This window comes from Streptomyces sp. NPDC008150, assembly GCF_042956945.1.
Classification (GTDB): Bacteria; Actinomycetota; Actinomycetes; order Streptomycetales; family Streptomycetaceae; genus Streptomyces.
On record NZ_JBIBHJ010000002.1, the window covers coordinates 162,798 to 174,056 of the forward strand.

18 protein-coding genes are annotated in these 11,259 nt (G+C 69.2%); 1 reads left to right on the forward strand and 17 read right to left on the reverse strand.

The genetic code is table 11. From position 1 onward, the window contains the following. Positions 1 to 367 precede the first annotated feature (367 nt). The 4 genes from ACFZA0_RS06655 to ACFZA0_RS06670 are packed head-to-tail and all read right to left on the reverse strand — an operon-like array spanning position 368 to position 2,830. Positions 368 to 679 carry a hypothetical protein gene (locus ACFZA0_RS06655; RefSeq protein WP_391012412.1) on the reverse strand — a complete coding sequence of 104 codons (312 nt, stop codon included), beginning with the start codon at positions 677 to 679 and terminating at the stop codon, positions 368 to 370. Next, positions 676 to 996 carry a hypothetical protein gene (locus ACFZA0_RS06660; RefSeq protein WP_391012415.1) on the reverse strand — a complete coding sequence of 107 codons (321 nt, stop codon included), beginning with the start codon at positions 994 to 996 and terminating at the stop codon, positions 676 to 678. The genes ACFZA0_RS06655 and ACFZA0_RS06660 overlap by 4 nt, the downstream gene beginning before the upstream one ends. Then, entirely contained in the window at positions 993 to 1,748 is a 756-nt protein-coding gene (locus ACFZA0_RS06665) for a hypothetical protein (RefSeq protein ID WP_391012418.1), read from the reverse strand. Before ACFZA0_RS06665 ends, ACFZA0_RS06660 begins: the two co-directional genes overlap by 4 nt. Continuing rightward, positions 1,745 to 2,830, reverse strand: a complete 1,086-nt coding sequence (locus ACFZA0_RS06670; protein WP_391012421.1) for a hypothetical protein — start codon at positions 2,828 to 2,830, stop codon at positions 1,745 to 1,747. Before ACFZA0_RS06670 ends, ACFZA0_RS06665 begins: the two co-directional genes overlap by 4 nt. A gap of 204 nt (positions 2,831 to 3,034) precedes the next feature. Here ACFZA0_RS06670 and ACFZA0_RS06675 point away from each other — a divergent pair, with 204 nt between their 5' ends. After that, entirely contained in the window at positions 3,035 to 3,253 is a 219-nt protein-coding gene (locus ACFZA0_RS06675) for a hypothetical protein (protein ID WP_391012423.1), read from the forward strand. Between the two features lie 120 nt (positions 3,254 to 3,373). On the opposite strand, the gene ACFZA0_RS06680 is transcribed toward ACFZA0_RS06675, so the two are convergent. From ACFZA0_RS06680 to ACFZA0_RS06740, 13 genes are all read right to left on the reverse strand, one after another. Further along, positions 3,374 to 3,685 (reverse strand): hypothetical protein, encoded by a 312-nt coding sequence (locus ACFZA0_RS06680; protein WP_391012426.1) that lies wholly within the window; start codon positions 3,683 to 3,685, stop codon positions 3,374 to 3,376. Then, positions 3,682 to 5,490, reverse strand: a complete 1,809-nt coding sequence (locus ACFZA0_RS06685; protein ID WP_391012428.1) for a DNA cytosine methyltransferase — start codon at positions 5,488 to 5,490, stop codon at positions 3,682 to 3,684. Before ACFZA0_RS06685 ends, ACFZA0_RS06680 begins: the two co-directional genes overlap by 4 nt. Next, a complete protein-coding gene (locus ACFZA0_RS06690) occupies positions 5,487 to 6,335 on the reverse strand; it encodes a hypothetical protein (protein WP_391012431.1) in 849 nt (282 codons plus the stop codon). The genes ACFZA0_RS06685 and ACFZA0_RS06690 overlap by 4 nt, the downstream gene beginning before the upstream one ends. Continuing rightward, complete coding sequence (locus tag ACFZA0_RS06695) at positions 6,332 to 6,574, reverse strand: hypothetical protein (protein WP_391012434.1); 243 nt, start codon at positions 6,572 to 6,574, stop codon at positions 6,332 to 6,334. The genes ACFZA0_RS06690 and ACFZA0_RS06695 overlap by 4 nt, the downstream gene beginning before the upstream one ends. Positions 6,575 to 6,662: 88 nt before the next feature. Next, complete coding sequence (locus ACFZA0_RS06700) at positions 6,663 to 7,031, reverse strand: hypothetical protein (RefSeq protein WP_391012437.1); 369 nt, start codon at positions 7,029 to 7,031, stop codon at positions 6,663 to 6,665. Then, on the reverse strand, positions 7,028 to 7,429 hold the full coding sequence (locus tag ACFZA0_RS06705; protein WP_391012440.1) for a hypothetical protein: 402 nt from the start codon (positions 7,427 to 7,429) through the stop codon (positions 7,028 to 7,030). Before ACFZA0_RS06705 ends, ACFZA0_RS06700 begins: the two co-directional genes overlap by 4 nt. Continuing rightward, a complete protein-coding gene (locus ACFZA0_RS06710; RefSeq protein ID WP_391012443.1) occupies positions 7,426 to 7,719 on the reverse strand; it encodes a hypothetical protein in 294 nt (97 codons plus the stop codon). The genes ACFZA0_RS06705 and ACFZA0_RS06710 overlap by 4 nt, the downstream gene beginning before the upstream one ends. Before the next feature lie 66 nt (positions 7,720 to 7,785). Then, complete coding sequence (locus ACFZA0_RS06715; protein WP_391012446.1) at positions 7,786 to 8,610, reverse strand: recombinase RecT; 825 nt, start codon at positions 8,608 to 8,610, stop codon at positions 7,786 to 7,788. After that, positions 8,607 to 9,512, reverse strand: a complete 906-nt coding sequence (locus ACFZA0_RS06720; protein WP_391012449.1) for a lambda-exonuclease family protein — start codon at positions 9,510 to 9,512, stop codon at positions 8,607 to 8,609. The genes ACFZA0_RS06715 and ACFZA0_RS06720 overlap by 4 nt, the downstream gene beginning before the upstream one ends. Beyond that, positions 9,509 to 9,712: a hypothetical protein gene (locus ACFZA0_RS06725; RefSeq protein ID WP_391012452.1), complete on the reverse strand. Its 204-nt coding sequence runs from the start codon at positions 9,710 to 9,712 to the stop codon at positions 9,509 to 9,511. Before ACFZA0_RS06725 ends, ACFZA0_RS06720 begins: the two co-directional genes overlap by 4 nt. Beyond that, the gene (locus ACFZA0_RS06730) at positions 9,709 to 10,320 is read right to left on the reverse strand and encodes an exonuclease domain-containing protein (RefSeq protein ID WP_391012455.1); all 612 of its coding nucleotides are present in this window, start codon (positions 10,318 to 10,320) and stop codon (positions 9,709 to 9,711) included. Before ACFZA0_RS06730 ends, ACFZA0_RS06725 begins: the two co-directional genes overlap by 4 nt. Positions 10,321 to 10,428: 108 nt before the next feature. Beyond that, on the reverse strand, positions 10,429 to 10,563 hold the full coding sequence (locus tag ACFZA0_RS06735; protein ID WP_391012458.1) for a hypothetical protein: 135 nt from the start codon (positions 10,561 to 10,563) through the stop codon (positions 10,429 to 10,431). Then, complete coding sequence (locus ACFZA0_RS06740) at positions 10,560 to 11,258, reverse strand: hypothetical protein (RefSeq protein WP_391012461.1); 699 nt, start codon at positions 11,256 to 11,258, stop codon at positions 10,560 to 10,562. Before ACFZA0_RS06740 ends, ACFZA0_RS06735 begins: the two co-directional genes overlap by 4 nt. Position 11,259: the final 1 nt, after the last annotated feature.

An 11,259-nucleotide genomic window follows, 5' to 3' on the forward strand; every position in this document is an offset into this window, starting at 1 on the left:
GCGGGCACAGACGGGCCCGTAGGGGCCGGGTGTGGCGCGCAACGGGCGCCCACAGCCAGCGCAGCGCCGGGCCATCAAGCAGCCGGCTCTCGAAGCGCAGCCAGAAGACGCTCTCTGTTGGCACGCTGCTGATCCGCGGACAACGGCATGCGACCACTGGGCGGCTGGTAGTCGCGGACCCTGCCCGTCGGCACAGCTTCCGCGTACAGACGTTCCAGCGCAGTCGGAACTCGGCGAGTGGGTGCGTTGGCACGCTGCAGGCACCGCCGCGCCCACGTGACGTGCTGGGCAGCTACTCCACAGCGCTCCGAGATCTCCGCGTTGTTGAAGCCCTGATGGATCAGCTCGGCAACATCGGCCCGGATCTTCATGCCGCGGTGACCTCAGCTTCCTCGTAGCGGCGGGCGTGGACGGAGTTGTGGGGCAGTTCACGACCGTCGAGGTGGCAGGGGATCGTCGGCTCGACCTGACAGGTGGGGCAGCAGGCTGAGGCGCGCGCCCAGGCGGCGACGCGGCCCGGGTGCGGATCTGTCATACGGCGGCCGGTGCGGGTGAAGCAGGGCCGGCGGTCGTGGGCACCGCAGTGCGGGCAGTCGACGGCGCGTGCCGGATGCTGCCGGGCGCGCATCAGGTTGCGGATCTCGATGGGCATCGGGGCGGCGGGCGGGCGAGACGTCATCGGCTTTCCTCCAGGCAGTTGCCGCAGTCGCACGGCGCGTCGGGGTGGGCTTCTTCGTTGCGGTAGTGGCGGACTGCGGCGTCCCAGGCGGCTGCGGGCAGCGACCATTCGGGCGGCGGGCCGGGCGTGCTGCTCCCGGTGGGCCAGGCGCCAGGCCGGTGGCCTGGCGGACGCGGCGTGGCGGATTTCGGGGCGCCTTCGCGCCGGGACCGACCGATGTCGATCTGTGCCCGCATCAGGGCCCGCAGCTCCGAACGGCCCTCCGCACGCACGGCCTTGATGTCGTCGACGCCGATCTCGTCCTCACCTGCAGTCATGACGCCTCCTCGTCGACGATTTCCGCGTCGGGGATGTCCTGGTCGGCCTGCATGCGTGCGAGGGCCTGTCCTGACATCTGGCGGATCCGCTCCTCCTCGGCGGCCCGCTCCTGGGGGGACTGCTGGGGCTCGCCGGCCGCAGCACGGGTGCGTGTGGTGTGGGGCTTGGCGAGGGGCCTGCCGAGGGGCCACTTCTTCGTGGCGTGGCCCGACTTGCATGCGAAGCCGATCTCGGCGGCGCACGACGGGCAGATCACGCCGAGCGGGCCCGCTCGGCGCACCGTGTCGATGAGCTCGGCCACCGGCTCGCCACCGTCCGGGACAGTCCGGTTGCCTTCCCAGCCGCGGGCCTCCAGCTCGACCATGAACTGCGCGGAGGGGCCGCCTTCGAGCGCGAGCCGGCCGGTGGGGGCGCCTATACGGCCGGAGGCAATGGCCTGCACCTGGCCGCGATAGCGGGCGAGGTACTCGCCGGTCGTCTCGTCGGGCAGCGGCTCGTACTGGAAGTTCTCCAGCCGTGAGTTGCGGATCTTGGTGCGGAGGGTGCGGACGTGGTGCGGGAGGATCCACAGCCGGTCGTTCGGGTTCTGCGGCGGCGTCGTGTAGTAGGCGGCGACAGCGTTCTTCGTGTCGTCGTCGAGAGGCACGTCGTGCAAGGCGGATGCCCAAGCAGTTGCGGCGGCGGCTGACGGCTGGCGGTTGTCGAAGGCCGTGCAGTGGCCGAGCAGTTCGGCGGCTTCCTTTCGGTTCATGCGGAGTCCTCGTCGTCGAAGGAGGCGGCAATGGCGGCCCAGCCGGCGACCTTGGCGTCGGTGCCGGTGAGGGTTTGACCGGACGGCAGCTGGATGACGTTGGCAGGGCGGCGCTGCTGGTTCTCGACGTCCCACTTGTGGGCGCGGCGGATCCACTTCTGCCACTCCTCGTTCCAGTTGCTGCGGCGTTGGCCGTTGCTGCGGAAGTGGCTGATGAACTGGGCGGTCTCGAAGTCAATGTCGATGCGGTCGGCGTAGCCGTCGCGGTGGGCCCAGCGCCGCATGCCGTCGTTGAGTGCGAAGCCGTCGATGTCGATGGGGGCGTCGCCGTGAGGCGGCGTGGGGCCCGGGTGGCTACTACCTGAGGTCTCCTCCCCCACCTCAACCACTACGGGGTTTGGGGCAGGGGCAGGGGCAGGGGCAGGGGCAGGGGCAGGGGAACGCGCGTGTAGCGCGCGCCCGCGCCCGCGCGTAGAGCCTTTCGGACCCCCCTCGGCAGGGGGCTGCGATGGGGTTTCGGAGGGAGTTCCCGAAGGGGGTGCGGAGGGGGTTTCCGAACCCCTCCGGGACGGGTCAGGGTCAGGGGTGCCGAACGCCTTGCGCAGGGTGCTGATGTGGATGACGACTTGCTGCCGGATGGAGGGGCCGTCCTGCCCCTTGTACTTGGTCGGCTCGTCGCTGAGTTCGTCGAGCGGGATGCGGTCCATCTCGGCGAGCAGGGCGGTCCGAAGGCGCGGCGAGGAGATCTCCAGAGCGCCGGAGACCATGGCGCCCATGACTTTCGGCATGCGCCAGACGCCGTCGTTGCGGACGAAGGAGCGGATGAGGAGTTCCTCGGTGTCGTCGTCCATGACGACGAAGTGGGTCTCTTCGAGGCGCTGGAGCAGCTTCTCCAGTTCGGCAGAGGTGAGCCCGCGGGCCTTGCGGGACCAGCGCCGCAGCGTCAGGTCGAGCAAGCCGGCGTGGTTCAGGTTCGGCTGCGAGATGAGGAACAGGTAGAGGCGCTGCGCCCGCTCGTCGAGCGCGAGAAAGTCGGGGTCCTCCCAAATGGAGGTGAGGATCCGGCCGTGTCCACGGGCCATGAGTGGATGTCCTTCGGAGAGTGCTGGTTGGGGGCTATTTGGGTGCACGGAACCAAGCCCTTACGGCGGCCTGTTGAAGCGTTTGAGCGCCGCCGTGGCACTTTTGAACGGTACCGCAAGGTGACCGGTCACCAGTAGGTCATCAGGGGGCCACGTCGTAACGGGTCGGTGACTAGCCATCGCACGGTCAGATACGCTGTCGACATGACGACGAAGGGAACCCCCGGCCGCGTAGTCCGCATCGACGACGACACGTGGACCGCATACGGGGAACTGTGCGAGGCGGAGGGAACGTCGCGAGCCGACGACCTGCGACGCCACGCCCACGCCCGCGTCGCCGCATGGCGTAAGCAGCAGGGCATCGAACAGCCCAAGCGCAAGATCGTCGTGCGTCGCAAGAAGCCAACGGCCGAGGCGGACTGACGTCACGTTCCCTCCTCTCCATAGGCCCCGCCTTCCGGTGGGGCCTTCGTCGTGTGTGGATCACGCTTCCGGCCTGGTAGTGCGTTGACCAGGTCTTTTCGCCTGCCTCCCTGCAGTCCTTTAGCCGCCCTCCAGCCGCCCTTTGGCTGCCCTTTCGGGGGCCGGTCGCCTTCGTCCCCTCCGAAGATCGCGGCGGATAACCAGCTGGGAACCGCCGGCCAGGTAGGCGAGGCGCATCCAACCGATGCCGAACTCGCCGAGCATGCGCACGTGCAGTTGGACCGGTTCCGCAGCGACGTAGGGCTGCCAGCGTCCGTAGGCGATCGCCCGGCGCCGGGCGCAGTCGTAGCTGTGGGCCCCCTGGCAGCAGGTCGTGCGACGGCAGCGTTCGAGGTGGCACTTCGCGTTGCCGTGCGGGCGGGTTGCTGTCATGCGGCCACCGCCAGGTCCGACTCGGCGTACCGATCCATCTCCTCGCCGCTGATGGCCTCCACGAGGGCCGACACGATGACCTCGGCGCAGTTCGGCGTGACCGCGTTGCCGTACTGCCGGACCCGTTCGCGCTTCGAGCCGAGGACGATGTACTGGTCGGCGAAGGACATTGCCCGGCCGATCTCGTGGGGCTCCAGCATCCGGAACAGGACGTCCTCGATGTCGACGTCGCCCGTGACGAGGGCGTACCGGTCGCGGGTCGACAAGGTGCCGACCGGTTCGCGGACCGTCTTCGCGGTGCCGTTGCCGTAGTACGGCACGAGGAGGTGCTCCCAGGTGACGAGGGACTGGTGGCCAGCCGTCGTCATGGTGCGGAGGTACTCGGAGGCGCTGGTGCAGTGCTCGCCGCCGTCACCCTTCGACCCGTTGTTCCGCATGACCATGGCGGGGATGTCCGGGGTGACGAGGCCGTGGTGGTTGCCGTTGGCGGACACCGTGCCCACGGGCTCGGCGATCGACCGGCCGCGGAGCTGGTCGCCGCCGCCGCGCATGGTGACCATGAACGGCAGCCAGGCCAGGCCGGTCTCGTTCCGCGCGGTCTGGGTGCGGAGCGGCAGGTTCGCCGTGTTCGGCTCCTTGCCGTCCCGGCCCTCGACGGGGATGAGGAGCGGGGGAACGGCGAGTCCGTCGTTCTCCCGGGTGGTTCGGCAGGCCATCGGGTCGAGGACGCTCGACGGGTCGTTGCGCCACGTTCCTCCCGCGGGCACCATGAAGGGCTCGTAGGCGACGGCCTTGGTGGGTGTAGTGGTCTGGGTCGTGAGCGGGGCGTCGACGGGCCAGGTACGGACGCCGGCCCTGCGCTCGAAGGTGTTGCCTGCGGCTTCGAGGGTGACCGGTCGGGCGAACTTGTCGAGGCCGGCCTGGATCCGGGCCAGCGTCTTGTCCGCGAGCGGCTTGGCCCTGTCTCCGATCCGCTGCCCGGGGATGGTCCAGTCGATCGCGACGGCGGCGGGCAGCGTCTCCGGTTCCACGACCTGGTTGCGGCAGGCTGTGTTCGGGCACCGGTACACGTACTGCTGGCGGTAGCGGCCCATGTCGCGGCCGGGCTGCTTGAACCGTTGCACGGCCTGCACCCATTGCTCGCAGCCGGTGCACCAGGCGCGCGGGCGCAGCCACTTGTCCCAGTCCGGGGTCCGCCCCAGCGAGGCGTGCCAGTACGCGACGTACAGGCGATCCCTGGACTGCGGCGCCTTGTGCACCGTGCGAGGGTCCGCGTGCATGCTGTTGAGGGCGATGACCCGGGTCTTGTAGCCGAGCTTGTGGAGCTCGCCGATCCACCGGTCCCACTGGTCCCAGGCGCGGACGTCGACGACGTTCTCGACGACGCCCGCCTTCACCAGGCCGCCTCGCTCCTGGACGCCGCGCAGGTACAGCGGCACCTCCTCCATCAGTGCCCGGGACCGCTCGACCTCCTCGGACGGACCGAATCCCTCGAACAGGTCGCCCTGCAACGAGGCGTCGAAGTCGCGCTTCTTGCCACGGGCGTTGGACCACTGCGGGCACTCCGGGCTGGCCCAGAAGATGTCCGTCACCGGCCACTGCTCGACCGGTGCCTCCCGGATGTCGCCGCGGTAGTGGTCGACCTCCGGGAAGTTCGCGGCGTGCGACTCGATCGCCCGCTCCCAGTGGTTCGCCGCGCGCTCCATGCGCACGCCCGGAACGGAGTGCATGCCCTGACTGGACCCGCCGGCCCCGCAGAACCAATCCATGACGGTCAGCGCGTCGTTGTCGTTGCGGTAGCTCATGCGGCCACCTCCATTTCGGTGTGGGGGTGTTCGCGAAGGGCGCGGTCGACGGTGAAGAGGGACACGCCGAGGCGGTCTGCGGCCTGTTGGCGGTTGAGGCGGCCGGCGGTCATGAGCCAGCGGGCTTCTTCGGCGATGATCTCGGCCTGGAGGCGGCCGTATTCGGGTTCGAAGTCGGGGTCGGCGATGAGGTCGCCGAGGTCTGCCCAGTAGGCGGGGGTGGGCCAGCGGTTGGCTGCGGCGCGGCGGCGTGCGATGGCGGCCTCTCGTTTGGCGATGCCGCTCTTGTCGGGGCGCTTGGCTGCGAGTCGGTGGTAGGCGTCTTCTACGGCGCGGGCGGTGTGGTGGTACACGTATCGCTGCGTGGTGATCTTGTAGACGTGCTTCGGGGTGATGCCGATGTGTTCGCCGAGGCGGCTCATGGGCCAGCCGCGGGCGACGAGCGCCTGGATGCGGCGCCGGGTGGCGGTTGCGTCGACGAAGCCGGGCAGGGTGCCGTCGGCGGTGACGGCGAGGATCTTCTGCGCGGTCTCGGCGCTGGTGCGGCTTCGCCGGGCACGCCGGTTTCCGTAGGCGTGGTGGAGGAATTCACGAACGGTCTGGTAGGGCAGGCCGGTGAGGGCGGCGACGCGGTGGGCGTTGATGCCCGCGGCTTCCAGGTCTCGGAGGTGTTCGCGGACGGGTGCGGCGTCGACGAAGGGCTGCCAGGTGCCTTCGTTTTCGGCGCGGCGGCGTTCGCGGCGGTAGGCGTTGTAGCGCTCGACGCAGTCGGTGCGCCGGCAGCCGTAGTCGGTGTAGCAGGTGAGCTTGTTGTGGTGGGGGGCCTTGCGTGCGGTGGTGGTCACGGCTGCTCCTTCCGGGTCTGGTTGGCGGGGTCGTGGAGGTGTTGCTGGAGTTGGCGCACCTTTCGCCGGCTCTGGCGCCACGCCTTGTGGTGGTGGGCGGTGAGGCGTGCGAGCCGGATGAACGCCCAGGCGGCGGCGATGAAGACGACGCCGGGGATGAGGACGGAGAGGGTTTGCATGGCGGGGGTGACGTCGGTGCCGATGTCGATGGCGAGGCACCAGGCTTGGAGTGCGTTCACGTCCGCCTCCTGGTACGGGCGCGGGCGATGACCGCGTGGGCGGCGAAAGCGAGGACCGCGAGGAAGAGCAGGCCGGCGAGGATGCTGATCATGCGGCGCTCCCCCGGTAGATGGGGCTGCCGATCCACTGCTTGCAGATCGAGCCGTGGACGGTGGCGCGCTTCGACTTCACGAACCCGGCGTGTTCGATCACTCCGGCGCGGGCTGCTGCCTGGAAGGCGGCGCCCCAGCGGGCTGTGTGGTCGGGTTCGTCGACGAGGCCTTCGGCGATGAGGTCGGCGGCCTGGAACGGGGTACCGCGGCGGGCCATGAGCTCGATCGCAGCCCGGCAGGCGGTCGCCCAGTCCGGGTTGGTGTTGGCCTCGGCGCGGGCCATGCCGTCCGCCTTGGCGTTCTCGGCGGCGGTCGGGGAGATGACCCCGGTGACGGTGATCGGGAACTGGAGTTGGTCCGTCATGGCGTGACCTCCTGGTCGGTGAGTTCGCGGAGGGCCGCGGCGAGGACGTCTTCGGTGGGGGTCCAGAAGCCGAGCGCCCCTGTGGCGGGCACGGGCGTGGGGAGGGCGGTGACGTCGGCGAGCGTCCAGTGGTAGACGCGTTCTTCGCCCCACGGCCCGCAGCAGGTGCCGTCCTCGCTGTAGTGGCAGCCGGTGATCGTGGCGACGGCGACGATCGCGGAGTACACGTCGAGGTGCTCGCCGTAGACGACTGCGAACCGGTCTCGCTGCGCGCTGGCGTGGATGAGAACGCGGGCACCCCAGTACTTGCCGGGGAGCTGCCAGGTACGGTTCTCAATCCGCTTCGACTGGTGGGCTATCGCCCCCGCCCAGGGCTGGCGAACGGTGAGGGCCTTCATGACGCCACCGCCTTACGACTCCGGGGCAGGTGGGTGCAGGTGCCGCGGAAGCAGTCGGAGGCCCGCTCGTGCCACTGGGCCTTGCTGAGGAGTTCGATGCGGTAGCCCTGTTGGATTTCACGGTCTCGTTCGCGCTTGTAGGGGCGGAGATTCTTGTGGGCCTGTTCGGCGTCGACCGCGGCGTCTCCGTACTCGGAGGCGTAGGCGCAGTCGTTCGGGCCGAAGAGAACCCAGTGACACGATCGGAGCGGGAGCGTCTCGCCGCCGATCTGTACGAGGAGTTCGGGCATGGTGTGGTCTCCTGGTCCGGGGAGTCGCCGCAGGTTCGGGCCGCGGCGACTCCCCAACTGGTCTGGTCAGTTGACGAGTTCGCCCTCGACGGGGCCTTCGTCGTAGTCGTCGTCGACGGTTCCGGGAGCGGGTGCGGGAACGGTCAGCGGCAGCGGATCGGGGCGCGTCTCGGCTTCCACGGCGGCCTGAGAGCGGAGCTGTTCGCGCATGTATTCGGCGGAGGTCGGCACCCACTTGGCGAGGCGGTGGGCTGCGGTCTTCAGCCACATGGCCTCTGTGTCGGTCTTCCACGGCGACCAGCCCTGGTCGGCGCTGTCGGACTTGGCCATGGCCTTGGCGATGTGGCCCTTGTTGAGGACGACCACCTTGCTGGTGGCGCCGTCTTTCATGACGGCGTAGGCGTAGACGAGGCGGAGTTCGCCGCGCTCTTCGGCATCCCAGTCGATGTCGTGGACGGGCCGCTCGTCACGGCCCGGACGGAACTGGAAGTCGTCGTTGGTGTAGACGGCCTCGACGATCACCGAAGAGACGGCGCCGGCCCGGTACATGAGCTCGATCTCGCCCTGGTAACCGCGGACGCCGGTGACTTCGGTGCACTTCTTCTTGTTGTTCCAGCGCGGGACCAGGTAGTACTGCTCGGTGCCGGGTTCGAGGCCGAGGCGTCCGGCGTCCATGAGAATGGCGATGAACTGGCCGACGTCGTTCTGTGCGGCCTTCATCAGCTTCTCGTCGCGGCGCAGGAGGCCCTGGGTGTTGCGGATCCACGCTCCGACGCGGGCCTGGAGGTGGCTGGGCATGACGAGTTCGAGGTCGGTGCGGTAGCGCTCGACCATGGCGGCCGGGCCGTTGTCGCGGACGGCGACAGCGTTGGAGATCGACTGTTCGGTCATGCGGCGGTGCTCCTGTTTCGTGCGGGCTGAAGGGAGTAGGTCTTGCCGTCGCGGACGGTGCGGGTGGCGACGCGGTCCTTGCCGACGACGGCGCGGCGGCCGTCAGCGATCTGGTCGAGGACGAGGCCGGAAGCGCAGCGCTTCTCCTCTTCGGCGGCCTTGAAGGCTGCCAGGGAGGCGAAGTACCGGTCACGGAGTGACGGGTCGATGGGCACGTCGACGTCGACCATCCCGTCGGGGATTTCCTTCACGGCTTGGAAGGTCGCGGTGTGGCCGTCGATCGACGGGGCCTGGCCTGCTTTCAGCGAGTTCATGAACTCTTGGCCGGCCGTGAACATGAGTTGGGCGTCTTCGTCGTCGGGTTCGACGACGTATTCGCGGTAGTCGGAGAGCCCGAAGAGGACGGCGACGCGGGCGCGGCGGGCGCCGAGGGCTCGGCAGTACCAGCGGACCTGCGCCTTGTAGTGGACGGGGACCTGGTCGGTGTCTTCGTCGCCCCATTCGAAGTCGTCGTAAGCGGTCTTCGCTTCGACGACTTCAAGTTCGCCGTCGGCGGTGAAGCCGAGCCGGTCGGGGTTGGCGATCCACCAGGGCGCGTCGTCGGCGACGTAGGTACCGGCGGGCAGGACGAGGAGTTCGGGGTGTCGTTCGGTGAACTCATCGCAGATGGTGGGCTCGTGCTTCTTGCCCCAGTACATCTCGGGGCTTTCCTGGACCGGTCCGATGTGGCCTTGCTTGCGGTGCCACAGGGAGAACCGGGACTCGTGCGGGGACAGGCCGAGGACGGCGGAGATCTCGGAGCCGCCGATGCCGTGGGCGCGGGCCGCATGCCAGTCGGGGCTGCCGGGCTCGAAGGTGCCAATGAGGCGGCCGGCGGGAGGCGCGGGCTGGATGGCGGTCACCGGTTCAGGTCCCTTGCGAGGTCGTTGACCTGGTCCTTGGCGGTGTCGACCTTCTCTTCGAGCTCGACGTTCACGCGCCGCAGTTCGTCGCGTTCTTCGGTGATCTCACGGAGCTTGTCGCTGGTCTCGTCGAGCAGCTCCTCAAGGGATGCCTTCTCGGCTTCGAGCTCCGCGACGCGGGCGTCCAGGTCGGTGCTCATTTCGCACCGCCCGTCACCGCGTCGTACACGGCCTTCGCCCAGCGGGCGTCGCCGAGCGCGGTGTGGGCGACCTCCTTCGCGGGCGGTTCGACGCCAACCGCGCGGGACAGTCCGTAGCTGCTGTACGGCTGCTGCGGATAGTCGCCGGGGAAGGTGAAGTCGCCGCCAAGGGCCCCTGTGGATGCCTGCCCGTACCTGAAGCCGGCTGCCAGGGTGGCGATGTCCTCGGTGCGGTAGTGCCACGGCCGCGGGTTGTCGTAGTAGCGGCCGAGGAGATGGGTGAGCATCTCGGCGTCGAACGCCGGGTTGGAGCCGATCATCACGGCGCCGTTGAGGAGCCCGTACAGGATCTCGGCCGTCTTCTGCCGGTCCTGCCAGTGCCAGCCAGGGGCATTGGTCCGTTCCTCGTAGCGGCCGATCTCCAGGGCCCTCGGGTCGGCGTTCGACAGGTCGGGCTGGATGCGGAAGACATGCTCGGTGTCGAAATCGCCTTCGCGGAAGATGACAGCGACCTCCCACGCTTCGTGGAGAAAGGGGTCGAGGCCCGTCGTTTCCGTGTCGACGAACGCGAGCGGCGGTGCCTGCTTGGTGTCGGTTTGATCTGGCATGTTCTCTGCTTTCGGGTGTGCTGATGAGGGGGCCAGCCCCCGTTGGGGGTGGTGGGGGCTGGCCCCTGGGTGCCGCGGAGCCTCGGGGGAAGTGCTCGACGCGGCGGTCTAGAGGTCGAGGAGGTCGTCGAGGATGAGCGCGGTGATCCCGGCGACGGTCGTCCAGCCGTAGTCGTGGGTGAGAAGCCAGGTCGCGCCCGAGGAGACGCCGCCCAGGACCAGGCCGATCAGGAAGCGGATCACCGCTTGAACTCGATCGGTCCGGCGTCCATCACGACCAGGCCGTCGGCGTACAACACCGGCCGGCTTTCGGAGTTGGGCCGGCTGTACTGCTCGACCTGCCGGATCACAGCACCGTCGCCGGTGAAGTCGACGAGGGCGATCGCCACCCAGTAGGCGTTCGGGTTGTCGTCGTACAAGGGGACGGTGACGGTCTGCCCGGCGCCGTCGGTGACGATGGCCTGCGCCCCGAACGACTTGAACGAGCCGACGCCGTTCCCGACGGCGCTGTACGCGCAGACGAGGGCGTAGCCCTGCTGGTCGAGGCGGCCGATGGTGGCGGTCTCCCGGCCGGGGATGAGGCTGTCGCCGTGGTGGCGGATGAACGGCGGGCGGTCGAGGTGACCGAGGCTGTTGTAGTAGACGGCGTTGCCGATGGTGTTGGCGGCGGTGCCGACGTTCTCGCGGGGCACGTAGAGGATGTACAGCTCCAGGTCGGCGCCGCGGGCCTGCCGGGACGCGGTGCCGCCGTCCCAGTCGAGGTGCGCGGTGATCTGGAGGGCCGGGTCCGTCTTCGTGAGGTTGATGCCGGTGGAGGCGCCCTTCGACAGGCTGACCGTGCCGGCCGGTGTAGGGGCGGGGGTCGGGTCGGTGGGCTCGGTGGGCTCGGTGGCCGGTTCGTCGATGGTGGCGGCCGGCTTGCGGGTGAAGATGCCCATG